The sequence below is a fragment of the Cohnella boryungensis genome (assembly GCF_042651945.1).
GTDB lineage: Bacteria > Bacillota > Bacilli > Paenibacillales > Paenibacillaceae > Cohnella > Cohnella boryungensis.
Genome location: NZ_JBHSED010000010.1, coordinates 71,028 through 95,228 on the forward strand (window position 1 = coordinate 71,028; position 24,201 = coordinate 95,228).

General features: G+C 56.0%; 21 protein-coding genes. 15 read left to right on the forward strand and 6 right to left on the reverse strand.

Annotation, left to right across the window (positions count from 1 at the left end):
* Positions 1-111: 111 nt before the first annotated feature.
* The 6 genes from ACFO1S_RS07210 (at position 112) to infC (ending at position 7,437) form a co-directional block, all read left to right on the forward strand.
* On the forward strand, positions 112-750 hold the full coding sequence (locus tag ACFO1S_RS07210; protein ID WP_204605133.1) for a TetR/AcrR family transcriptional regulator: 639 nt from the start codon (positions 112-114) through the stop codon (positions 748-750).
* Positions 751-824: 74 nt separating this feature from the next.
* Positions 825-3,110 carry an MMPL family transporter gene (locus ACFO1S_RS07215; RefSeq protein WP_204605132.1) on the forward strand — a complete coding sequence of 762 codons (2,286 nt, stop codon included), beginning with the start codon at positions 825-827 and terminating at the stop codon, positions 3,108-3,110.
* A gap of 178 nt (positions 3,111-3,288) precedes the next feature.
* Positions 3,289-3,651 carry a DUF1304 domain-containing protein gene (locus tag ACFO1S_RS07220; RefSeq protein ID WP_204605131.1) on the forward strand — a complete coding sequence of 121 codons (363 nt, stop codon included), beginning with the start codon at positions 3,289-3,291 and terminating at the stop codon, positions 3,649-3,651.
* 190 nt (positions 3,652-3,841) lie between these two features.
* On the forward strand, positions 3,842-4,207 hold the full coding sequence (locus tag ACFO1S_RS07225; protein WP_204605201.1) for a DUF1304 domain-containing protein: 366 nt from the start codon (positions 3,842-3,844) through the stop codon (positions 4,205-4,207).
* 280 nt (positions 4,208-4,487) lie between these two features.
* Positions 4,488-6,782, forward strand: coding sequence for a type IA DNA topoisomerase (locus ACFO1S_RS07230; protein WP_204605200.1), 2,295 nt, complete (start codon positions 4,488-4,490; stop codon positions 6,780-6,782).
* Positions 6,783-6,951: 169 nt separating this feature from the next.
* Positions 6,952-7,437, forward strand: coding sequence for a translation initiation factor IF-3 (gene infC, locus ACFO1S_RS07235; protein WP_204605130.1), 486 nt, complete (start codon positions 6,952-6,954; stop codon positions 7,435-7,437).
* A 38-nt stretch (positions 7,438-7,475) separates the two neighbouring features.
* Here the strand turns inward: infC and ACFO1S_RS07240 are convergent, their stop codons facing one another.
* Both ACFO1S_RS07240 and ACFO1S_RS07245 read right to left on the reverse strand, forming a co-directional pair.
* Positions 7,476-8,402 (reverse strand): pseudouridine-5'-phosphate glycosidase, encoded by a 927-nt coding sequence (locus tag ACFO1S_RS07240; RefSeq protein WP_204605129.1) that lies wholly within the window; start codon positions 8,400-8,402, stop codon positions 7,476-7,478.
* Between the two features lie 5 nt (positions 8,403-8,407).
* A complete protein-coding gene (locus ACFO1S_RS07245) occupies positions 8,408-9,508 on the reverse strand; it encodes a carbohydrate kinase (protein WP_378126515.1) in 1,101 nt (366 codons plus the stop codon).
* A 107-nt stretch (positions 9,509-9,615) separates the two neighbouring features.
* Here ACFO1S_RS07245 and ACFO1S_RS07250 point away from each other — a divergent pair, with 107 nt between their 5' ends.
* Positions 9,616-10,683: an acyl-CoA dehydrogenase family protein gene (locus ACFO1S_RS07250; RefSeq protein ID WP_204605128.1), complete on the forward strand. Its 1,068-nt coding sequence runs from the start codon at positions 9,616-9,618 to the stop codon at positions 10,681-10,683.
* 177 nt (positions 10,684-10,860) lie between these two features.
* On the forward strand, positions 10,861-11,907 hold the full coding sequence (locus ACFO1S_RS07255) for a hypothetical protein (protein WP_204605127.1): 1,047 nt from the start codon (positions 10,861-10,863) through the stop codon (positions 11,905-11,907).
* Between the two features lie 68 nt (positions 11,908-11,975).
* Here the strand turns inward: ACFO1S_RS07255 and ACFO1S_RS07260 are convergent, their stop codons facing one another.
* Positions 11,976-14,012 (reverse strand): molybdopterin-containing oxidoreductase family protein, encoded by a 2,037-nt coding sequence (locus ACFO1S_RS07260; protein ID WP_204605198.1) that lies wholly within the window; start codon positions 14,010-14,012, stop codon positions 11,976-11,978.
* A gap of 351 nt (positions 14,013-14,363) precedes the next feature.
* On the opposite strand from ACFO1S_RS07260, the gene ACFO1S_RS07265 reads away from it, so the two are divergent.
* Positions 14,364-14,564: a cold-shock protein gene (locus ACFO1S_RS07265; RefSeq protein ID WP_094043234.1), complete on the forward strand. Its 201-nt coding sequence runs from the start codon at positions 14,364-14,366 to the stop codon at positions 14,562-14,564.
* A 204-nt stretch (positions 14,565-14,768) separates the two neighbouring features.
* Here the strand turns inward: ACFO1S_RS07265 and ACFO1S_RS07270 are convergent, their stop codons facing one another.
* Positions 14,769-16,001, reverse strand: a complete 1,233-nt coding sequence (locus tag ACFO1S_RS07270; RefSeq protein WP_204605126.1) for an S-layer homology domain-containing protein — start codon at positions 15,999-16,001, stop codon at positions 14,769-14,771.
* A 227-nt stretch (positions 16,002-16,228) separates the two neighbouring features.
* Between ACFO1S_RS07270 and ACFO1S_RS07275 the strand changes: the two genes are divergently transcribed.
* Together ACFO1S_RS07275 and lplT are read left to right on the forward strand one after the other, a co-directional pair.
* Entirely contained in the window at positions 16,229-16,777 is a 549-nt protein-coding gene (locus ACFO1S_RS07275) for a guanylate kinase (RefSeq protein WP_204605125.1), read from the forward strand.
* A gap of 281 nt (positions 16,778-17,058) precedes the next feature.
* On the forward strand, positions 17,059-18,267 hold the full coding sequence (gene lplT, locus ACFO1S_RS07280) for a lysophospholipid transporter LplT (protein WP_204605124.1): 1,209 nt from the start codon (positions 17,059-17,061) through the stop codon (positions 18,265-18,267).
* Here lplT and ACFO1S_RS07285 read toward each other — a convergent pair.
* The gene (locus ACFO1S_RS07285; RefSeq protein WP_204605123.1) at positions 18,243-18,539 is read right to left on the reverse strand and encodes a hypothetical protein; all 297 of its coding nucleotides are present in this window, start codon (positions 18,537-18,539) and stop codon (positions 18,243-18,245) included. The genes lplT and ACFO1S_RS07285 overlap by 25 nt on opposite strands.
* A gap of 202 nt (positions 18,540-18,741) precedes the next feature.
* Between ACFO1S_RS07285 and ACFO1S_RS07290 the strand changes: the two genes are divergently transcribed.
* Both ACFO1S_RS07290 and ACFO1S_RS07295 read left to right on the forward strand, forming a co-directional pair.
* Positions 18,742-20,535, forward strand: coding sequence for an LTA synthase family protein (locus tag ACFO1S_RS07290; RefSeq protein ID WP_204605197.1), 1,794 nt, complete (start codon positions 18,742-18,744; stop codon positions 20,533-20,535).
* Positions 20,536-20,570: 35 nt separating this feature from the next.
* Positions 20,571-21,233 carry a phosphatase PAP2 family protein gene (locus tag ACFO1S_RS07295; RefSeq protein WP_204605122.1) on the forward strand — a complete coding sequence of 221 codons (663 nt, stop codon included), beginning with the start codon at positions 20,571-20,573 and terminating at the stop codon, positions 21,231-21,233.
* A gap of 67 nt (positions 21,234-21,300) precedes the next feature.
* Here ACFO1S_RS07295 and ACFO1S_RS07300 read toward each other — a convergent pair whose 3' ends face one another.
* A complete protein-coding gene (locus ACFO1S_RS07300; RefSeq protein WP_378126518.1) occupies positions 21,301-21,900 on the reverse strand; it encodes a TetR/AcrR family transcriptional regulator in 600 nt (199 codons plus the stop codon).
* A 217-nt stretch (positions 21,901-22,117) separates the two neighbouring features.
* Here ACFO1S_RS07300 and ACFO1S_RS07305 point away from each other — a divergent pair, with 217 nt between their 5' ends.
* Together ACFO1S_RS07305 and ACFO1S_RS07310 are read left to right on the forward strand one after the other, a co-directional pair.
* Complete coding sequence (locus tag ACFO1S_RS07305; RefSeq protein ID WP_204605121.1) at positions 22,118-23,620, forward strand: DHA2 family efflux MFS transporter permease subunit; 1,503 nt, start codon at positions 22,118-22,120, stop codon at positions 23,618-23,620.
* A 267-nt stretch (positions 23,621-23,887) separates the two neighbouring features.
* A partial coding sequence (locus ACFO1S_RS07310) for a hypothetical protein (protein ID WP_378126520.1) occupies positions 23,888-24,201 on the forward strand: 314 nt, incomplete at its 3' end.

Sequence of the window (24,201 nt, forward strand, 5' to 3'; positions counted from 1 at the left end):
TGGGTAATTGTGGAAAGCTATACTACTGTTTGAACGTTCATTCAAATTTGGCGCAAGGGTGGACACGAGCGCGGTCAGCAAATTCATTCCATACATGCAGGAGGGGTGCCCGTGACAGAAGTCGACAAGAGAGAACGCATTATCACAGCCGCTTACCGGGTGTTGTCGGAGAAAGGCTACGATAAAGCCTCGACCAAGGAAATCGCGAGTTCGGCCGGGGTGGCGCAGGGGTTGATCAACTATTATTTTCCGAGCAAGGACTTGCTGTTCTCCGAGGTCTTTCGCAGAGAGACGCGTAAATACTGCGAAGCTTTCACTCCTCTCCTTCCGGAAGAACGACAAGAGCCGCTAACGGCCGAGGCTATCGAGAAGCTTCTGGAGGTTCCCAAAAGCAGAGCACTTCAAGAGCCGGAGTGGTTCAGGCTCCGCTATGAGCTGTTCGCGATCGGCTTGCGCAACGAGAGGGCGGCGGACACGCTGAAGGAGACTCTGGATACGAAGCGCAAGTATATGACCGGGAAGATCGCCGCGCTCAGCGGTTTTCCGAAGGAGCAGTCGGAGACGATCGCTTCGATTCTATATGCTGCAATCGAAGGATTGGGCCTGCAGAAGGTGGCGGACCCGGACTTCAAATACGATGAGGCGTACAGCATGCTCTCGGGCATGCTGGGAGCGTATTGCGAGCAAGCGACGAAGCGGAAGCCGGGAGAGGCGGAAATCCAGGCGGGACGGGAGATCGGGCGTGAGTGAAAGGGCCTAATGAGCCGCCCGGAGCAGCGCAAGGCATTGGCAAGAAGATTCTATCGGGAAAGCGGTGAGCTATCATGCATGCGTTATTGGGAAGCTTGGGCAAAGGGCTGGATAAAGCAAGATGGATCGTTGTGGGAGGTTGGTTAATCTGCGCGCTGCTCGGAGGCCTTTCCTTCGGCAAGCTGACGCCTCTGCTAAGCGGCGGGGGCTGGGAGGTTCCCGGCTCGCAGTCTTTGGCGGCGGCGAAGCTGCTCGCGTCGGAATTCGCGGGCCGTTCGGAGAGCTCGCTGACGTTCGTGCTGAAGGACCCGCAGCATGCCGCAGGCACGCCCGAGTATAACGGCAAGCTCAAGCAGATGGTCGAGCGGCTGCGCGGAGAAGAAGGAGTAGCGGGCATATTCAGCCTGCTGGACGCTTCCGAAGGCATCGGAGCCGGATTGGTAGGCAAGGACCCGAATCTGAGCATCGCCTTCGTAGACATGAGCATGAAGCTGGACTTCGCGATCAACGCGGTTCCCGATTATCAGCAGCGCGTCGAAGAGCAGGCGAAATCGCTCGGAGTCGAAGCGTATCTGGTCGGGTCGGCCGCGTTCTGGGGCGAGAGCAGCGTGCAAAGTCAGAAAGGGCTTGTGAAGGCGGAGATGATCGTTTTCCCGCTGATCGTCATTATTCTGCTGCTCGTATTCCGGTCGCTGATGGCGACGATTACGCCGCTGATCGTCACGATCGCTTCCGTGCTCGCAGCGATGGGGATCATCTATCTGGTCGCCAGGGAAGTGGAGCTATCCGTATTCGTGACCAACTCCGCGATGATGCTGGGCCTCGGCGTGGGTATCGATTATTCTCTCTTTATCGTCAGCCGGTTTAAATCCGAACTGGCTGCCGGTAAAGACAAACGCGACGCTCTGACGAAAACGATGCAGACGGCCGGGCATACCGTATTCTTCTCGGCCATTACGGTCGTTGCCGCGCTGTCGGCGCTGTTCACCGTGCCGATTGCTTCGATCAAGGCGATCGCCTTCGGAGGCATAGTAGTCGTGCTTATCGCCGGCTTGGCGAGCTTGACGCTGCTGCCTGCCGTGCTGGTCATTCTGGGCGCCAGAATCAATAAGGGAACCCTTCCGTTCCGGCGTAATCGTTCCGCTTCGGGTGCTAGCGGCTGGCAGAGGTGGACGAAGGCGATCATGCGGCGTCCGGCGCTTTTTCTGCTGCTTACGCTTGCGTTGATGGGAGTCTTCGCCTTCCCGGCGCTCGATATGAAGCTGGATTCTCCCGACATTCGCACGCTGCCGGCAGACACGACGGTCCGCCAAGGCTTGACGGCGATGGAGGAATCGTTCGGCGCGGGCGCGGCGAATCGGATCAGCATCGTGCTGCGTAGCGAGCAGGGAAATCTGGCCTCGGCCGATGCTATGGCGAAGCTTGCGATGCTGCACGAGGAGCTCGGCAAGCAAGAGCATATTACGCAGGTCAGCTCGGTCGCCTCCTTCTTTCCGGGAATGGAGCCCGCGGCTGTCTCCGCCGTCTTGAGCGGGGCGGCAGGCGAATTGCCGGCAGATGCGAGCTATATGGTGAACCGTTACCTGAGCGAAGACCGTCATACGGGCGTAGTGGAGGTCGAGGTCAACAAGGAAGGGTCGAACGAAATCGGCAACGAGGTCGTCAAGCATCTTCGCGATCAGGTGCTGCCTTCATTCGATCTGCCCGAAGGCGCAACCTTCCACATCGGAGGAGAAACGATGGCCGGCGTGGAAACGTCCAAGGCCATTACCGACAGCCTGCTGCCGGCGCTGGGAGTCATGCTGGGGCTCATCTTTCTTATTCTGGTGCTCACCTTCCGCAGCCTGCTGCTGCCGCTTAAGGCGATCGTGCTTAATCTGATTTCCGTAGCGGCTACCTACGGCATCCTGGTGTTCGTATTCGCGCTCGGCTACGGCTCGGATATTTTTGCCGTCGAGACTAACGGATACATCATTCACTTCGTGCCGGTGCTGCTGCTGGCTCTGCTATTCGGCTTAAGCACAGATTATGAGGTGTTCCTGGTTAGCCGCGTCAAGGAGGAGTTCGATCAAACCGGGGCGCATGAAGACAGCATTGCGGAAGGAATGGAGAAAACGGGGCCGCTGATCACGGGAGCCGCCGTGCTGATGGTCGCCGTCTTCGCGGGGTTCTCCTTCTCGGGCGTGCTGCCGATCCAGATGCTCGGGTTCGGGATGGGCGTCGCGATAGCGCTGGATTCCACCGTCGTTCGCATGCTGCTCGTTCCCGTATCGATGAAGCTGCTCGGCCGGGCAAGCTGGTGGTTCCCCGGCCGCGGCAAGCGGAATGCCGCAACGGGAATTTCCGCCAAATCCAAGTGATAATTTCCTCCATTGTCCGAATAAATAAAGAGTAGCGTTACATGCAAAAACACCTTCGGCGTCTACAGACAGCCGGAGAGCTTTGCGGAGACGATACAGGCAAGGATAAGCGTGAAGCTTATAAAGTCTGTATCGTTGAATAAGTCACGCCGATCACAAGAGAGGAAGTGGCTGTCGGATGATTATCGCTGCGGTATTGGCGGGGCTTGTCGCGTTGATTCATTTGTATTTTATGTTCATGGAAATGTTCTTATGGACGTCGCCCGGCTTCCGGCAATCTCAAGGCATGACCACAGGCTTCGCGCGGGATACGAAGCCCCTCGCTGCCAGACAGGGGCTGTACAACGGCTTTCTGGCCGCCGGGTTGATCTGGGGCATCGTGCACCCCGACGCGTCCTTCGGGTATCAGATACAGGCGTTCGTGCTTGCCTGTATCCTGATCGCCGCCCTGCATGGAGGATGGACGGCGAGGAAGGGAATATTGTACGTTCAGGGCATTCCGGCTGCTGCCGCATGGATTGCCGTGCTCACCGTCTGGTGAGAGGAAGATTCGTCTACAGCCGAAGACTCCGCACGAGCGCCCGTCCGCTCGTGTCGGGTCTTCTTTTTATCGCGGGTTTTTCGATGGCGGCAAAGGAGCTTGCAGCCGCTTGTAGGCGCGAACAAAGAGGAGTATGATAAATCTGTTATGCGGAGAGCAGGGGCTGCTCGACAGCGGAAGGAGAAGGGCTATGGAAGTCGTTGCGCTTGTACTCGTAGCTATAGTCGCTTTGGAGCATGTGTATATTCTGGTTATGGAAATGTTTCTGTGGACGACTCCGCGCGTTCGCCGAACTTTCGGGACATCGGAGGCGTTTGCGGAGCAAACGAAATCGCTGGCTGCAAACCAGGGCTTGTATAACGGGTTTCTGGCAGCAGGCCTGATCTGGGGACTCTTGCATCCGGATGCTTCGACCGGGCACCAGATTCAGCTCTTTTTCCTGATTTGCGTAGTTGTTGCGGCTTTGTACGGAGGGCTGACGGCCAAGAAATCGATTCTTGCGAGCCAAGGCTTGCCCGCCGCCGTCGCATTGGTCGTGTCGGTCATCGCTTGGTGAATGGGTTCATCCTATGAAAATGAAGTCCTGTCCATGCGGCAGGTCTTTTTTTTCTGGCATCTCTGATCCGACCGGGGGAATCGGTCTTCCTCGACGGAGCACAACGACTTCGCGTCTTAGTCCGGAGTGCCGGGATGACAAGCTTCAGATCTCCTTCATCCTCGTGTTGCGGATTCTTCGTTATGAAAAATCGACAGCGCCCGCGAGACGGGAGTGTAGTATAATTCGAAGAGAGCAATTACGAGAAGCATCATTTTCTAGGGGAGAGGGACGAGGCTTGTTGAAGACGCTGGTCATTGCGGAGAAGCCGGATATGGGCCGCAACATCGCCGCCGTTATCGAACCGAAGGCGCAAAACAAACGCTCCTATCTGGAGGGCGGAAACTATATCATCACCTGGGCGATCGGGCATCTGATCGGGCTGGCCGAGCCGGATTTATACGATGAGAAATACAAGAAGTGGAGATTCGGGGATTTGCCGATCATTCCGGAGGTATTCAAGCTGCTCCCCAACCCGCGGACGCAGGATCAGCTTAAGGTGATCGAAGAGCTCGCGAGCCGAAGCGGAGCGCTGGTTAACGCATGCGACGCAGGGAGGGAGGGGCAGCATATTTTCTCGCTGATCGTCCGCCATCTGGGGCTGCGGCAGCCGGTAAAACGGCTGTGGATCTCCGATCTGACGGCCGAGACGATTCGCAAGGGCTTCGATCAATTGAAGGACAATACGGAATACGACAACCTGACCCAGGCCGCGAGAGTGCGAAGCGAAGCGGATTGGCTGATCGGGATGAACGGCTCCCGCGCCTTTACGACGAAGCATAACGAGCTGCTGTCCGTGGGCCGCGTGCAGACGCCGGTGTTGGCGCTGATCTACGATCGGCAGAAGCAGATCGAGGCGTTCGATTCGTTGAAGTTCTACGATCTGACGGGACAGTTCGAGCAGGCTGGCGGGACGGCTTATAAGGGCATCTGGCAAGGAGAGCGGCTGACCGACCCGGAGAAGGCCCAGGCCATTGCGGACAAGGTCAAGGGGAAGACGGGAGCTGTGGCGAGCTACGAGGTGAAGGATACGAAGGAGTATCCCTATAAGCTGTACGACTTGACCTTGCTGCAGCGGGAGGCGAACGGCAAATTCGGGTTTTCCGCGAAAAAAACCTTGGACGTCGCTCAGGCGCTGTACGAAAAGCATAAGGTCATCTCGTATCCCCGGACGAATTCGAACTATGTGAACGAGCAGAACATTCCCGAGATGCACAAAATCCTGGAGACGATGCGAAGCTCCCCGGATTACGGAACGTTCGTGAACGGAGCGAACAAGAAGCTGGTGCACACGAATAACAAAAACGTTTGCAATCCGGCGAAGGTGGAGGACCACCATGCGATTATGCCGACTATGAAGAAGCCGCAGGGGCTGAGTCCCGATGAGCGCAAGCTGTATGATCTGGTCGCCAAACGCTTTCTATCCCACTTCTATCCGGCAGCGGAGTATAAAGTGCATACGGTGATGACCGAGGTTGAGAAGGAGACCTTCAAGACGACCGTGAAGCAATTGCTTTCTCTGGGCTGGAAGGTCATCTATGCGGGAGATGCGGCTCCGAAGTCGGGAGGCAAGGAGAAAGGCAAGGACAAGGAGGAGGGCGCGACCTCCGCCGAGGACGAGGAGCTGGAGACGGACGCTCCGTTCGAGGTCGATCCGAGCCAGCCGGTTGTCTGTACCGACGTTGAGGTGAAGGAGAAGGAGACGCAGCCTCCGAAGGCCTACACGGAGGGCACGCTGCTGAAAGCGATGGAAAGCGCGGGCAAGCAGATTGAGGACGAAGAGCTGCGCGAGGCGATGAAGGATTCGGGACTCGGCACTCCGGCTACCCGGGCGGCGACGATTGAACGGCTCAAGCAGGTCGGTTACGTGGACATGCAGGGCAAGCGGATCGTCATTACGCCGAAAGGACGAACGGCCATCGAGCTGATTCGCGGGGCGGGCGTCGAGCTGTTGACCTCCCCGGAGATGACGGGACACTGGGAGCGGCGGCTGACGGAGATTTCGCGCGGTCAGGCGTCCGCCGAAGCGTTCATGGGCAACGTGAAGAAGTTCACGTGGTTAATCGTGGACAAGGTTAATCATCAGCGGCCCGCAGCCCGCAACGCGTTCGCGAAGCCCGAGCCGCCGGCCAAGGGGACGAAGGCGAAGAAGGCGGCTGGCGGCGGCAATGCGGTCGGCAGGAGGACGGCGGAGGCCGGAGGGAGCGGAAGAGGCAAAGGCGCGTCTTCGGTCAAGGAGGCCGCGCAGGCTGCCGCCCAGCCGGGTGTTATCGGCCTTTGCCCGCGGCCTGGCTGCGGCGGTCATATTTTTATGGGCCGCAAAGGCTATGGGTGCAGCCACTACAAATCCGGCTGCGGCTTCGTCATCTGGAAGGAAAGCCTGGGCCGCACGCTCACCGATACGATGGTGAAAGCGCTGATCGGAAAGGGCAAAACCGCCAAGCTCAAATTCGGTCAGGACGGCGGGGAGGCGTTCGAAGCGCGGATCGCGCTGAAGGACGAGTCGACGGGGGAACTGATGCTGGAGCGGGTATAGCAGCGATAGAGCCAGAGGGCGTTCGGTCGAGGAAAATGGCCGTATGCCCTCTTTGTCGTCCATCGAGGGCGTCGGGTGCCGCAAGTGCAGGATGCATTCGATTTGCCGGGAAAGCGGAGACAACCTATTATTAGATTAGCGGCTTCATACGAGAAGGAGGCTATTGCCTGTGATTCTGAATGAAAAGATTAAAGCATCGGAGCTGCAGCTGACCGGACTGGACGGGGAAAATCTGGGGCTGGTCTCGCGGGAGGAGGCGCTGAATCTGGCGCGGCAGCTTAAGGCCGATCTGGTCTGCACGTCTCTGTACAGCAGCCCCCCGCCCTGTAAGCTGGTGGCGCGCGGAACGGCGAAGCGGGAAGCCGACAAGGAGAAGCAGGAGGCGCGCAAGCAAGCGCAGCCGCCGAAGCTGAAGGAGATCCGGCTGACTCCGCAGATCGAGGAGCACGACTACGAGACGAAGAGAAGGCAGGCGGAGAAGCTGCTGGCTTCAGGAGATGCCGTGCAGCTCGTCGTGAAAATACAGGGCAAGGAAGGGCAGCGGGCGAAGAGCTTGCTGGAGCAATTGTTGAAGGATCTGGCGGAAGCGGGGAAACAAGAGACCGGCATTCAGCTTAGCGGCAAACAAGCAGCCGTCCGGGTCAACCCGCTATAGGGGAAGACTCGGACGGCTGCTTGGTCGAGTGGGGAAGCTTATGCCTTAAGCGCGACGGCGATCTGCGCCGCCACCTTGGCATTATGGTAAACGAGAGCGATATTCGTCTCCAGGCTCCGTCCTTCGGTCAGCTCTTTAATGCGGGCGAGCAGGAACGGAGTCACTTTTTTGCCTGTAATATTCTGCTCCTTGGCCTCCGACAGCGCCTGTTGGATGACCTTCTCAATCTCGTGCTGCTGAAGGGCGGATTCCTCGGGTACGGGATTGGCGATGATCGCGCCGCCGCTTAGGCCAAGCTCCCATTTCTTCCTCAGAACGTCGGCCACCTGGGCGGGCTCGTCGAGGCGGAAGTCTACGCCGTAGCCGCTCTCTCTCGCATAGAAGGACGGAAACTCGTCCGTCTTGTAGCCCACGACGGGAACGCCGTGCGTCTCCAGAAATTCAAGCGTGCGTCCGATATCGAGAATCGATTTGGCTCCTGCGCACACCACGGCCACGTTCGTCTGGGCAAGCTCCGTCAAATCCGCAGAGATGTCCATCGTCGTCTCGCCTTCGCGGTGTACGCCGCCGATGCCGCCTGTCGCGAACACTTCGATGCCGGCGAGCGCCGCGCCGATCATCGTGGCGGAAACCGTCGTCGCGCCGATCTTGCCGGAGGACAGAATATAAGGGAAGTCGCGGCGGCTGACCTTCTCGACTTGCGGGGTGTTCGCGAAGGCTTCCAGCTCTTGTTCGTTCAAGCCGATCTTGATGCGTCCGTCCAGGATGCCGATTGTGGCCGGAACGGCGCCTTGCTCGCGAATAATGCGTTCCACCGTGCGGGCCATCTCGATGTTCTGGGGATAGGGCATTCCGTGCGAAATAATCGTCGTCTCCAGGGCGACAATCGGCTTGTTGCTCGCGAGCGCCTCGCGGACTTCTTCGGTATAGGTGAGATATTGGCTTGCGGACGGGTTCGGATTCATGTCGATCAGCTCTCCTTAAGGGTTAGTTGGAGCGTATGCTCGTTTAATTGCGCCGATACGGACTCGGCGGTTTGCAGCGTCAAGTGGGAGGCTGCTAAGCCAAGGCGGCAGGCTTCCTTGTAAGAATGATTGTGCAGAATGCCGTAAGCGACACCGGCCACGAACGCGTCTCCCGCTCCCGTTACTTCAACGACCTTCGTCGGAATCGGGGAAAATAACGAGGGGCCGTCTTCGTCTGCGGTCTCGGAGTAATAGACGCCTTGCTCGCCCGCCGTAATGAAGACATGCGTTACGCCGCGTTCGTGAATGGCGCGAGCAAGCTTGGCGTAATCCGGCTTGTCTGCGGCGGAGCCGTCGGCCAGCTGAACCGCTTCCTCCAGATTGGGGAAGATGGCGGTCACCCCCTGCAGATCGGCGGGCAGCTTCTTCGCCTTTTCCGAGGAGACCGGGTCGATGAACAGCGTCAACGAGCTTTCGCGGCAGCGCCCGATCAGCTCGCTTAACGTGTCGGCAGGCAGATTGGTATCCGCGATCACAAGCTTAGAGGCGGCGATATGAGGCCACTTCTCACGGAGCAGCTGCGGAGAGAAACGCTCGTAGACATCCATGTCGGCATAAGCCACGAACATCTCTCCGTCGACATCGAGCAGAGCGGTGTAGGTTCCCGTTTTCTCTCCCGGGAGAGTTAGCGCAAGTCCGGTGTTCACGCCGGCCTTGGCCGTTTCCTTCAGCACCCATTGCCCGGCCTGGTCGTCTCCGACAACGGTCATCAGGGAAACGGAACAGCCGAGATGCGCGAGGTTCTCCGCGATATTGCGCGAGACGCCCCCGCAGGATTCCTTCACGTTGGCGGGATTGGAGGAGCCCGGGCGAATGCGCTGCTTCGCGGTTGCCTTGCTGTCCAGATTGGCTCCGCCGATACAGAGCGCCGTATTGTCTTCCGCCGTCACATAGGCTCTTCCTCTGATAATGCCGCGCTTGGTTAGGGATGCGATATAGCCTGCGACGGCGGATCTTGAGATGCCGATGTCGGCGGCGATCTCGTTCTGGGAGATGAAGGGGTTGTGGCGGATCAGCTCCAATATTTGCCGCTCGCGGTCCATCATCCGATCCTCCTTGATTAAATATGACTTAACTGATTTCATCATAATCGATGTTCAGACAAAAGTCCACAATACAAACATTTGTTTATTGAAAGATGAGGTGCTACAGGATGAGCGTTATTATTCCGCAGTCAATCGCAAGCGAGGTGCGCGCAAACGCGCGCTTGAATCAGGGCGTTCTTACGCCGGGCCTGCTGGCTTACCTATATGAAGCGAAGTTATTTAAGCTGTTCGTGCCCGAGCAGTTGAACGGCTTGATGCTTCCGCTGCCGGATGCGCTGCGCGTGTTCGAGCAAGCGTCCCGAATTGACGGGAGCTTCGGCTGGCTGGTGACCATCGGCTCGGGCGGCGGCTTCTTCTCGGCCGCTTTGCCTCCGGCTCAGGCCCGCGAGCTGTTCTCCGGCGCGAATGCGGTCGTCGCGGGAAGCGGACACGCGAATGGGCTTGCACGTCCCGTTGAGGGCGGCTACCTCGTGGATGGTGAATGGCCATACTGCAGCGGATCGACTTATGCAAGTCTCTACACAGCCAATTGCCGCATTGAAGGTATGAAGGACGACATTCGTTCATTCGCGTTTCTTCCCGATCAGGTAGAGGTGATCCCCGATTGGAACTCGTTCGGCTTGCGAGGCACGGAAAGCCATTCGATCGCAGTCAAGGGGGCGTTCGTGCCTGCCGAGCGTACGTTCAGTATTATGAGCGAGCCGCATTACGACGATGCAATCTTCCGCTATCCGTTCCTGCCGTTTGCCCAGACCTCGTTCGCGGCGGTGTGCTTGGGCATTTGCCGGCATTTTCTCGAAGAGGCGCGCGCCTTCATCGAGTCGAGGCGCGAGGTATGGGAGACGGCACGGCTCGGGCGTTATGCGAATGCGGACAGGGTTGTTGCCGGGCAGACGGCCGGACTGGAGACCGACGGGAGGAATTTCTACGAGGCTGTGGAGCGGACGTGGGCTGCGTTCGAGGACAGGGGGCGGATGTCGGATGCGGAACAGGCCGAGGTCGGGGAGGCTTGTCAGAGGCTGGCCAGCCACACATTAGAATATGCGAATATTGTTTTCCGATTGCTGGGTATGGCAGTGCTTATGGAGGATCATCCGATCAACCGGATTTGGCGGGATTTGCACACGGTTGCCCAGCATTCGGTGCTCGTGCCGGCGTCGGCGGACGAGAGCTGAAAGAGGGGGAGCGGTCCTGCCGGAAAAAGGCGCGAGCCCAGACAGAGGGAGTGAAGAAACAGGCGTAGAGGAAAAGGTTTTCCGCTGCGAATGTAGTATAATAACAGTAACCATACGCAAGTACCCCGATCGGGAGTGAACCGTCCTGCATTTTCCCTAATCAAGGAGAGTCGAGTCATGAACGAGAAGAAGCTCCCGATCGGTCAAACCCCAATCCGATGTTACCAGTATATCGGAATCCCTCTTTCCATTATGACCTCCGAGAAACAAAGCTGGGCGTGGGTCCATAGCAACTTTATCCAGTTGCATGCGGCTGACAACCTCAAGGTGCACGTCAATTTGCCTATTCTATTTACATCAGGAAACATTTTTCTGGATATGGATTATTGCCCGTGGCTGTACCGCGAAAGAATAGGCTTCGATGTTTTCGTCCGCTTCGAGATCGGCGTCGTGCCGTTTCTGATCGATTCTCTCGACAAAGATATTTATGTGTGTCTGATCGTGGATGAATTTTATTTGCCCCATACGGTGCATTATCTGCAAACGGAATTTTTCCATGAGATGCTGGTTACCGGATACGACTACGATCGCAAATGCTTTCATACGCTCGGCTACAACAAACAAGGGCAATTCGCTCCGGCCGAGGTGACGTTCGCCTCAATGCAGCAAGCCTTTCAGGAAGTGGCCCACAAGCCGGGCAAGCAGCTGTGGCAGTCCAGCGTCTGCCGATTCCGGATTGAGCGGACGCGGGGGTATGAGTTCGATCTGGAGTTCGTTATCGATTCGTTGAAGGATTACGTCGCATCGGACAACCGGTGCAGCAGCAAGCGAATGTACAGCAATCCGGTCGGCACGAAGTACGGGATGGCGGTATACGATAAAATTGTGGAGCATCTCAGCCTGATGCAGCAGGGGGAGCTGCGCATGGATATCCGGCCGCTGCATCTGATCTGGGAGCATAAGAAGTGTATGACGGCCCGACTGCGCTACATGAGCGAAGAGATCGGCATTGAAGGATTGGAGCCGATGCGCGAGCCTTGCGACAAGATCGAGAAGCTGGCCTTCTCCGCCAGAAACGAGATGATGCGGGGCTGGATGAAGGGCGACAAAAGCGGTATACCGTCTATTCTTAAGACGATTGAGGAGCTGAGGCTGCAAGAGCGGCCGATCGTCGAGCAACTGATTGAGAAGCTGGAAGCCTCGGATGCCGTAAGGCTGGTCTAGACGAGGAGAAGGAGGAGGCCGCCTCCTTCCCGCGATCGACACAGGGGACCGAGGGGCCGTGAATACCGCTACAGCTTCTCGACATCGACTCTCGTGGAGAAGAAGGTCGCCCCCTTGCCCATATCGGACAGCCGCTGCGGCGTGAGCGTATTAACGGCTTGCAACCCTTCGTTCCCGTGCTCCCACCATAAGCCCTGTGTGACCAGGACGCCCGGGAGCACGTTGTCCGCAACCCTGACGGCGATTCGGACGTCGCCTCTCTCGTTCCACAGCCGCACGCAATCGCCGTCCTGGATGCCCCGGGCGGCGGCATCGGCCGAATTCATGTCTGCCTTAGGCTGCTTCTCCAGCTTCTTCATTCGCGGCTGATTGGCGAACGTGGAGTTCAGGAAGCTGTGGTTGGGTCCGGTGACGAGCAGGAACGGCAGCCCTTCCGGCTCCTTGATCGGCTCGTATTCCGGCACGGGAGGCAATTGCGCTTGAAGCATCGCCTCGGAATAGAGCTCGATTTTGCCGGAAGGCGTCGGGATGCGGCCTGGAATCATCGAAGGGCTGTCCAGCTTCATTTTCGCCCAGCCGTCTCTCCGAAGCTCCTCGTAGGTCAAGCCGTCAAGGAACGGGCTGCGATAGTCGAGGGCTTCCCGAATCAATTGCTCCTCGGTTAAGTCGAACGTCTCCGGCTCGAACCCCATGCGCAAGCCAAGCTCCTTGAACAGCGTAAAGTTGGATTTGCACTCCCCCATTGTATCGATGATCGGTTCATGCAGCTGCAAATATAAATGCCAATAAGAGGAGAACAGATCCAGGTTCTCGAAGTGGCTCGTCGCGGGCAGCACGATGTCGGCGTAAAGGCACGTATCGGTGAGGAACAGGTCGTGGACGACGGTGAAGAGGTCGTCTCGCATCAGCCCTTGCCGAACCTGATTCTGATCGGGGGCGACGACCGCCGGATTGCTGTTGTAGACGAACAGAACGTCGACCGGCGGATCGGCTTGCAGCAACGCCTCGCCCAGCCGGTTCATGTTAATGCTGCGGACATTCGGATCGGGAAGCAGATCGGGGCGCTCCAGCTTGTCCGCGTTGACGGACGAATAATAGCCGTTGCCCTTGATCGCGCCCCCGCCCGGTATGCCCCACTGGCCCGTCAGAGCGGGCAAGCAGGCGATCGCCCGAACGGCCATGCCTCCATTGTCGTGGTGCTGGAGGCCGTTGCCGATGCGGATGAAGGAGGGCGAGGCTTCGCCGTATTCGCGGGCAAGCCTGACGATCGTCGCTGCGGGAATTCCGGTAATGTCGGCGACCCGCTCCGGCGGGTAGAGCTCAGCCTGCGCGGCGAGCTCGTCATACCCTTTCGTATGCTCGGCGATAAATCGCTCATCCGTCAGCTTCTCCCGAATAAGCACGTGCATCAAGCCCAGAGCCAGCGCGGCATCCGTGCCAGGCAGAATCGGGATGAATTCGTCCGCCCAAGCCGACGTTCGGTTGCGGTGCACGTCGATATGGACGATTTTGGCTCCGTTCTTGCGGGCTTGGGTCAGGTACATCACTTGATGCATGTTGGTCGATACGAGGTTGCAGCCCCATACCAGGGCATATTGGGTATGGACGGTTGTCTCCGGATCCGTGCCGGCGGAAGCGCCCATCGTATATTTATAGCCCGCCGAGCCGGCTCCGTTGCAGATCGTTCTCTCGAGCTGGCTGGCGCCGAGCCGATGAAAGAACCTCCGATCCATGCCTTCGGCGTTCAGAATTCCCATATTTCCATAGAAGCTGTATGGAAGAATCGATTCCGCTCCTTTGTCGGCAATCGCGCGCTTCATGCGGCCGACGATTTCTTCATAGGCCTCTTCCCAACTGATGCGCTCGAACTTCTGCGAGCCTTTCGGCCCGATTCGGCGAAGAGGATGGAGCAGCCGATCGGGATGATAGACCCTTTCGTGCAGGTGCCTGACTTTATTGCAGATCGCGCCTTGGGTGACCGGGTGGTCCGGATTCCCGTCCACGGACACGATGACGCCTTGATCTATTTTCACGTTCAAGCTGCAGGTATCGGGACAATCGAAAGGACAGACTGAACGAACGGTGATGCTTTCGGGTACGGACATGCTTTGCTCACGCTCCATTCTTTAAGACAGTATACCGTAAAAGCCCTTCGGCAGATACTTTCGCAGCGGCATACAACAAGAGAGCAAATCCGCTCCATTCTTTGGTTAAACGTATAAAAACCTGAAATTCGGGCAAGCTAAATGACGGAAAAGGGGACGGAAACTGCAAGGGGCTAGATTTAGTTTGCTTTTTGCCCGGGAACCTGATATAGTTAGAGCCATCGAAATCGTGACCTGAATTCACAAAATGGAAAGGGTTATCATTTTGAAGTTAACCCTATTCTTTTTGTGAATTTTTTATTCGTATGAATAAAAAAGTTCATGAGGCAACAGCATTTGGAGGTGAAAAACATGCAAGAAGGTACAGTAAAATGGTTCAACGCTGATAAAGGCTTCGGTTTCATCGAAGTTGAAGGCGGAAACGACGTATTCGTGCACTTCAGCGCGATCACGGGCGAAGGCTTCAAAACGTTGGACGAAGGTCAACGCGTTCAATTCAACGTAGTACAAGGCAACCGCGGACCGCAAGCGGAAAACGTGGTTAAACTGTAAGCTATGCAACAAGACAGGGCTGTCTCGCAAGGTCTGCAAAGACCGGGGAGACAGCCCTGTTTTTTGTGTAACGATCGGAAAGCATAAGGTAGCGACATCCCAATCCTCATCCTAACGTTACGATACAAAACGCGTGCCGCCGTTCTCAAAGACGGCGGCACGCGTGTTTACTTCTCGAAGCCTGCTTGCTGCGGCAAAAGGGGGTTAGCTCTTGCGCGCGATCGAGAATACGACCCGCTTGTCGGCGGTATCGATCATGATATTCACGGTGTCCTCGCCGATAAGAACCTGCTTGGAGGACACCTTCGTTCCCGCTTCCACATGCGTGCATACCTCGTCGAACCATTTGCGGAACGTTGCAGCTTGATAGCCGAACAGATAGTTGGCGAACGTCTCCACCGCTTCCCGGTTGCGGGCCAGCGTGCCTTCGTGGAGATTGATCGTAATGCCGTAGGTATTGTATTGGGGATCGAGCCAGAGCGCCGTTTCTTCCTGGGCCTTGACGCTGCCGGCGGAGGAGGCCAGGACGGCGTCCTTCTCCTTCTGATCCTTGAACAGCCGCAGGCGGGTATCCAGCAGATCCTGGTTCGAGCCGCGCAGCGCTCCCGCTTGCTTCAGAACGTCATACGCGTCCCGCATCCGGCGATCGGGAAAAACCACGACTCGGGTGCCGCCGCCGCTTGTTGGAACCGCCAGCTGCAGCTCGTTCTCTTCGGCGGCTCGCACGGCAATTCGCTTAGTCTTGTCGGTCAAGCGCTGAAGCAGCACGAGCGACTGCGCTCTCGTCACCTTGTCTCCGACGCCGAAATAGCCGTTCGGATAGCCTTGCATGATGCCCTTGACGAGCGCTTCGGCGATAAATTTCTGCTCTCGATCCGTCGCGCTCATCAGATCTCCATAGGCCCGGGCCAGTGTCTGGCTGAATTGGGAATCCTCCAGAAATTCCGTTTCCTGCAGCGTGTAGTAGAGCACTTCGGCTACGTTCTCCCGCGTCATATCGGCCTGGAAGTCGCTGTAGCGGCTCTTGTTCAGAAAGTGAAGATCGCTCGCGACATCGATATAAGGCTTGGCCCAGTACCCGACGGTGGCCGCCTTGAAGGTGTAATAGCGGTAATCCTGCTTGAGAATCGTTTGGTTCTCCGGGCTTAGGCTCTGAAGGAAGGCGGGGCTCCAGCTGCGTTCCCCGTTCTGATGAAGAGTCGTGTAGGATAGGATGAGCATCTTGATGAATTGATCCACCTTGACCGGCTCGTCCGGACGAAAGCTGCCATTCGGATAACCGTCCAGAATGCCTCTGGCGACCATTTCTTTAATCGTGGGTTCCGCCCAGTGTCCTTTAATGTCCTTGAAGGGCGAGTCTTTCGACTCTTGCGCGTAGGCGGCGCTTCCCGTGCTAAGCAGCGCCAGGATAATGACGAACAATGACAAGCGACGCATGAAGATCCTCCCGTAACTGAATTGCCGGAATTGATCGGCTTAATAAGCTAAACATAATCGGAAGCGGGTTGGGAACCGCCGCGGAGCCTAATGTGACAAGCTTCGGTTGCGGTCTTAAGATGTGTTTTCGATAGGTCTCCGGGTGTGATTTCGGGCCGAAGCCTCTATGATTTGCGCCTTCAAAAACCGATATAAGAATTAAGAACCACGTATTGGGGGTGCTTGAGATGACCAAGCCGATAATCTACGTATTTACGGGAGCGAGCGGAGCGGGGCGCAAAACCTTGGCCCGAAAGGCTTCCCATCTGATGGGATGGGCCCGCGTGCCTTCCTGTACGACGCGATTGCCGAGAATTCCGCATCAGCCCGACGGAGATTACCGTTACCTTGCGCTTGAACAATTCACAGACTGGGAAAACGAAGGCAGATTCGTGCAGACGGCGCTCATCGACGGAAACAAATACGGGATTTTGCGCGAGGATCTGGAGCAGGCTTTGAACGGGGAGAAGGATGTCTGTGTTGTGCTCAACCGGGAGGGCGCCGAGGCTCTTAAGCGTCTGTATGGAGACAGGGCGGTGCGCATCTTTATTTATACGGACAAACGAACGGTACAAGAAAGGCTGGAAAGCAAGGGCTTCGGGTACGAGGTTATCGAAAGCTACTTGAACCGCTACTCCGATGAAGTGACTTACCGCAAAGCGTGCGAGCATGTATTCGAAAACGTGGATGTCGATAAAACGGCGGCTCATATTCGGGAGACGTTGTCCAGGAGATAGAAGGGGCCGCCCAGAGCTTGTCCTGCGTCCGGGCAGGAGTAGGTCTGGCACGCGCGGGATGTCTCCGCGAAGCGATAGCAGAGTCTTGTCACGGCGCATGCGGCCTTAGCGGCCAGGCGCCGTTTTTTGTCGCGGCCGCTATGCAGGGTTGAATGCCTGATTGCTTCCTTAAGAGAGTCCCGTTGGTTAGTTAAAGGTTGCGTAAAAAAGCACAAATGAGACGGGACGAACTTGACGGGAAGGAGTATAATAAGGGGGCTGAAAGGAAAGGGTGGGAAATTTTGCTTGCTAACATCAAGAAGATATCGCCGCTGAATGCGGTAGTGTGGACTCAATTTCTAAGCGCTTTTGCGGACAACTTGAATTTCTTTCTGATTGTGGGTCTGGTCAAGCGGGAGGGTGCGTCGGACCCCGATGGAATGGTTACCTATATTCAAATGGCGTTTCTATTCGCTTATGTCATTCTTGCCCCTCTTGTCGGCGCGTTCGCTGACAAGCAGGCGAAGTCGAACGTCCTGCTGCTCGGCAACATACTTAAGGCGACCGGCATTCTGCTGCTGCTGGTGGGCGTGCCTCCGGCGTTATGTTACTTCTTCGTCGGCGTCGGCGCGGTGATCTATTCTCCCGGCAAATACGGCATTCTGTCCGAGTTGACCAAAACCGAAGGGGAGCTTCTGAGGGCAAACGCGCAGGTGGAAGGGTCGACGATTCTCGCGATCTTGCTCGGTACGGTCGCCGGCGGATTTCTGGCGGCGCGTTCGGACCTGCCGGCGATCCTCGTCTGCTTGTTTATTTACTTGCTGTCGCTTGCCATGACCTTCCTTGTCCCCGCCAGAGCGGGAAATCCGAACATTCGCTACGGCGCGGCGTCGGGACAGTTCTTCCAGGATACGATCAAGCTGTTCCGCAACCGCAGAAGCCGCTTCTCGCTGATCGGCACGGGGGCTTTCTGGCTGACGGCCTCGGTCCTTCGCATTGCGCTGATTGCGTGGCTACCTCTGAACCTGGGAATCGAGGATACCGATCAGCAATCGATGATCATCGGCGTTACGGCGCTGGGCGTCGTAGCCAGCGCGTGGCTTACGCCGAAGCTTGTGCCCGAAGGCCGGCTGTACAGGGGATTCTTCTACGGAATTGCGATGGTTGCGGCAGTCATGACGGCGAACTTCACGAACGAGCTGTGGCTGACGGTCACTCTGCTGTTTATTACGGGGGTAATGGGGGGCATATTCCTCATCCCGCTTAATACGATGCTCCAGGAGGAAGGCAAATCCGTCATCGGGTCGGGCAGGACAATCGCCGTGCAGAACTTCGTGGAGAATGCGCTGACGGTACTCGGTCTGTTCCTGTACTTGACGCTGAGGAAGATGGAGGTTCCCGTCAACTATTCGGTTGTCGGCATCGGCGCCGTCCTGACGCTGTTCTTTATCTATCTGGCCTTCCAGTTCCGAGGAATCCGGGAGACCTATTCGCGCAAAGAGATGACGTGAACGAGCTGGGAGTCTGCGGCAACCTTGATGACGGCGTGACCGGCATCGTATTCCGCGGTTCCCGATCCGATCTCCGCCGTCGGCTCCGAACCGAGCAGATAGAACAAATCGTCGGCCAATGTGCGGACGCATACCTTGCGTTCGTCCGAGGACAGCTCATCCCAATCGGAGGCTTCCATCTCGAACGCCTCGTAGAATTGCGGAACGGTCATAATTGCACGGGACAGGTCGTCTAGAATATGATCATAGGATCGGGTATACGATATGGCCATGGGGCAACTCCTTTAAAGTTTTGTTCCATTATACGCGACAGCGAAATCTTTAGCCAACCTTTAGGGGTTCTTCCTTCATGTTGGGCTTTAACACTGAGTTAACATTTTGTATAATAGATAAGGTTCTGGGGGGTGAATCGCAGTGAAATCGTCAAGGCTGGGCGTTTGGTTATCCAAGCCTTTCGTCTTTTTCTCCCTGATCATGGTGCTGAAGATTCTTCTCGCCCGGCTTGTTATCTTCGATACGGCCTCGGCATGGCTTCAGCTCGCGACGGGAATTGCATCGGTTTGGGTACTGTTCTGCCTGATTGAATGGCTTGCGCCGAGAAGAAAGCTGGGCGTGTATCTGGCCGTTAATTTATTCGTAACGTCGATCTTTTTCGCCGTTATTATGTATTACAAATATTTTGGCGTGATCGTGACCTATCATGCGTTGCAGCAAGTGAACCAAGTGACGGAGGTCAGAGGAAGCGTCTTTTCTCTGCTGCATCCGTATTTCCTGTTTATCTATACGGATATCGTCGTGTTCCTGCTGCTCTATATGAGCAAAAGGTTCAGAAGCTGGGGCAGGTCGCTTGCCAGAAGAGAGTCCAATGTCTTGATCTCATCTGTCTTCGTCGTATCGCTGCTTGGGAGCACGGCGACGATCTGGACGCACAGCGACAGCATCAACGAATTGAAGCAAGCCGAGAATATGGGCATTCTCAATTACGAGGCTTACGCCGTCATCTCCAGCGCGACGCAGGAGGTTGCGGATCCTTCGCTTGTCACCGAAGAAGCCATCGCCAAGCTGAAGGGTACGGAGGATCAGCCGGCGGTTCCGCTCTACTGGGGAAAAGCGCAAGGCAAAAATCTGATCGTCCTGCAGCTGGAGGCGGCTCAGAACTTCCTGATCGGCCGTACGATCGACGGGAAAGAAATTACGCCGAATATGAATAAGCTGGCGAAGGAGCATTTCTACTTCCCGCATTTTTATCAGCAAGTGGGTCAGGGCAATACTTCGGATGCGGAATTCGTAGTCAATACGTCGTTCTATATCCCTCAATACGGCGCCGCAGCTCAAGATTACGGCGGTCTGGCTTTGCCCAGCATGCCGAAGGTGTTGAAGGAGCAAGGGTATCAAACGGCTACGTTCCATACGAATAATGTGCAGTTCTGGAATCGCAAGGAGCTGTATAAGGCGCTGGGCTTTGAGAAGTATTACGATTCAGAGTTTTTCGGCGATGAAGACCTCGTATTCTTCGGCTCGTCCGACGAAGTTCTGTACGATAAGACTGCCGATGAATTGCTGAAGATGAGTCGTGAGGGCAAGCCTTTCTATGCGCAAGTCATCTCGATGTCGTCCCATCATCCGTTCAACATTCCGGAGAGCAAGGTTCGCCTGGAGCTTCCGGACAGATTCTCCGATACGCTTGTGGGCGATTACATTCAGGCGCAGAATTACACGGATTACGCTCTCGGATTGTTTATCGACAAGCTTAAGAAGGAAGGCTTGTGGGATAATACGATGCTGGTCATCTATGGCGATCACCTCGGCCTGCCGATCTATTCGCTGACCGAGCATGAGAAGGGCCTGATGAAGGATATTTACGGAAGAGACTATAAATTTACAGAAATGCTCAATATTCCGTTAATGATCATCGCTCCGGGAGTGACAGAGCCGCAGGTGCTGCCGCAAACGGGAGGCCAGATAGACATTTTTCCGACGCTTGCCAACCTGCTCGGCATATCGCTTAAAGGCCACATTTACTTCGGGCAGGACATTCTGAACAGCAAGGACAATTTGCTGCCGCAAAGGTACTATTTGCCGTCGGGCTCCTTCGTGAACGGCAAAGGCATTTTCGTGCCCGGCTTGAGCTTCAAGGACGGCGCGAACTATCCTTTCGACGGGGGGCAGCCGACGGAGGCAGACTCGACGGAAGAAGAATATAATCGAGCGCTGGAGCTTCTCCGGCTTTCGGACAGCTATGTGAGCCATTTGCCGACGCATGACTGACGGGCAGTGATTCATAGCAAGATAGGGGGGTCACAATGGTTAAGCTTAAAGAGATCGATTGGAAAAAATATTCGCCCTTGCTGCTGATGCTCGTGTTTCCAGTGCTCGGGTGGATGTACGCGATGACGAACAACATTGAAAATCAGGAAGTGTACAGCCTGCTTACGTCTGTCGACGAGGCGATTCCGTTTATCAAGTATTTCGCCTTGCCGTACTCGATCTGGATTTTCTATATTTACGTCTGCTTGTTTTACTTCTTCAAGAAGGATATTAACGTTTATTATCGGTCCTTGATGACTTATGTTGTGTGCGCGTTGCTTTGCTATCTCATCTACTCGGTTTTTCAAACGACGGTAGCGCGGCCGCCGGTGGTAGGGGACGATCCGTTTAGTTTTCTGATGCGGTATATTTATAATCGCGATCAGCCGTTTAATTGCTTCCCGAGCATTCATTGCTTCTCCAGCTATATGGTCATGAGAGCGATCTGGACGAGTTCCTTCCGGAACAAATGGAATGTTTCGTTGATTACGGGAATGTCCTCCTTAATTATTCTGTCCACGTTGTTCGTAAAACAACACGTCATCGTCGATGCGCTGGCGGGGATTTTGCTGGTTGAAGTCGTAACGGCAGTCATTATCGTGTTCGAGCGCAAGCTGCGCGTATCGAGAGAGCGTCAGAAGAGCACCTTCGGGGCTTGATTTGTTGCAAAGCGAGATTAATGAAAAAAATGGTGGGCGGGATTATCCACGCCTCACCATTTTTTATTTATTTTAAGACGAATAGACACATCCGTTTGTAATATTCTTTGATCTGTTCTGCCGTATAGCCCTTCTCCTGCTTGATATGAAAATAACCGTGAGGGGACAGGGAGCATATAATCGCATGGGCCGCGATATCGGGATCAAGCTCGGAGTTTTCCAGTTCTTCGGCAACCTCGGATAACAACTCGGACATCTTGCTCATTGAATAGCGGTACATCGGAGAGTGAAAGAAATTTCCCCGGTCTTCCTTGCAATTCATCTTTGCCTCGGTTTCCATCAGCAGATCCGCCTTCTCCTCAATCGCATCGATCCAGAAATTGACGATGCCCGCGAGGCGAATCAAAGCGGGCTCATGGCGATGGCGCTCAAGATAAGCGTCCATCTCGCCGATAAGATGGTTTCCGTATTCGTGCAGCATATCCAAACACAAATCGCCTTTATGCGCGTACTTGCGATAGAGGGTCGCCTGACCGATCCCCGCCGTCTTGGCAATCTGATGCATACTTACCGGATTAACGCCATATTCGTCAAAGAGCTCATGGGCGGTCTGGAGGATGAGCTGGCGATTCTCGCCGGCGTCTCTGCGTTCACGACGTATGGCCAAAGGATGCCACCTCGCTTTGCTAAAAATGAATTTCCACGATTGACATCCGGACAATTGTCCGGTAACATCGAGATTAAACGGACAATTGTCCGTTTGATGCACGAGTTATCCATCGCAGCGTCCAGATGACTCTATTGTACCGCTAGCCGGAACGACGGTCAATGGAGGAAAGAGATTGCGCGAGGGTACTCACTTATCTGGATTAGGAGGCTGTATCATGAGTTCTCAATCAACGCCGGGAGCGGCGGAAGGCTCAATCTCAATGCGAAGCATTATCGGGCCTTTGGTAGCTATCATTATCGGCATTTTTATGGTCATTCTCGACGGTACTGCGGTTAATGTCGCGTTGCCCAAGCTTCAGGAAGAATTTAATCTGCCGAATCTGTCTCTGGTGCAATGGACGGTTATCGGATATGCGCTCGCCCAGGCGGCGGTTATTCCGCTGGCCGGATGGCTGTCGGATCGCTACGGAGCCAAGAGGGTATTCCTCATCTCCATCGGTCTCTTCACGATTGGCTCTCTGCTATGCGCATTAGCCAACAGCGTAGAGATGCTGATCGCTTTCCGGATCGTGCAAGGCATCGGCGGGGGCGTCGTAGTTCCGATCTCGATGGCGTTTATTTACCGCCTGGCTCCGCCGAACAAGGTCGGCGCCGTAATGGGCATGATGGGGATTCCTATTCTTCTCGCTCCTGCTCTGGGTCCCGTTCTTGCGGGATGGCTGGTAGAGTACTATAGCTGGGATTGGATCTTCTTGCTTAACCTGCCGATCGGCGTAATCGGCATTGTGCTCGGCATTCGGACGCTACCGAATATTAGCCGCCAGACTGTCGCTTCTCTGGATGCGCTTGGCATGATTCTCGGGCCGCTAGCGTTCGCTGCGCTGGTATACGGCGTGTCCGAAGGCGGAATCGATCCGGCGACAGGACAGTCCACCTGGACGGATCTTACAACGCTGATCGGGATCGGTGTCGGCTTATTCGCATTGATCCTGTTCATTCTAGTAGAGGTGAACAAGAAGAATCCTCTGCTGGAGCTTCGGGTATTCCGCTCCGGCAACTTCACGAAAGGGATTATCGTTCAATGGGTGTCCCAGATTGCAATGTTCGGTACGATGTTCCTTGTGCCCTTGTTCCTGCAACAGGCGAAGGGGTATTCTCCGATGGAGTCGGGCTTGATGATGCTGCCGCAGGCGCTGGCTTCGGGCTTGTTCATGCCGATTGGCGGCAAGCTGTCCGACCGCTTCGGCGCTCGTCCTCTTGTCATGGTCGGGATGGTGATTACTACAGTGGCGGCATTCCTGCTGTCCAACATCTCTGCGGATGACGGAAAGCTGGCGATTATGCTGCCGCTCGGATTGCTCGGGGCGGGAATGGGCTTGTTCATGATGCCGCTGAATACGCACTTGATCCAATCGGCTCCGCTTAACCTCGTAGGCCGTGTAACCTCGCTTACGAATGCGGCACAGCAGGTCATGATGTCCTTTGCCGTGGCGGTATTAACGACGATCTCCACGACGAAGATGCAGGATTTGATGGTCGCCCAGCAGAAGCAGGCTCCGGATCTTCCGATCTTCGCCGACGCTTTCGGGCATACCTTCTTCGTGCTGATTTTCGTCGCCGTCGCTGGAGCCGGATTAGGCATTTTGCTTAAAAAGCCTGCCAAGGTGGAAGGCGGAGAAACGGCGAATGCCGAAGTTCCGATTATTGTCGGCCACTAACGGAGCGTAGCGAGTAGAAGTGGATGGTCTTATAGAGGAGCGAGCTTCCGAGGTGCAAATGGCCTTCGGAGCTCGTTTTTTTACGATGATATGCGATAGAACCCGGGGGTGCTTTGTCGCATATCGCCGCAGATTACGACTGTGAAGCGTCAGCGGTGGCGCAGAGAGTGCGCGTCGTCGCAGAATGCGACTGTGAAGTGTCAGCGGGGGTGCAGAGTGTGTGCATCGTCGCATAATGCGACTGTGAAGCGTCAGCGGGGGCGCAGAGTGTGCGCATCGTCGCAGAATGCGACTGTGGAGCGTCGGCGGTGGCGCAGAGTGTACGCATCGTCGCAGAATGCGACTGTGAAGCGTCAGCGGTGGCGCATAGTGTGCGTATCGTCACAGAATGCGACTGTGAAGCGTCGGCGGCGGCGCAGAGTGTACGCATCGTCGCAGAATGCGACTATGAAGCGTCAGCGGTGGCGCAGAGTGTGCGCACCGTCGCAGAATGCGACTGTGAAGCGTCAGCGGGGGCGCAGAGTGTGCGCATCGTCGCAGAATGCGACTGTGAAGCGTCAGCGGTGGCGTAGAGTGTGCGC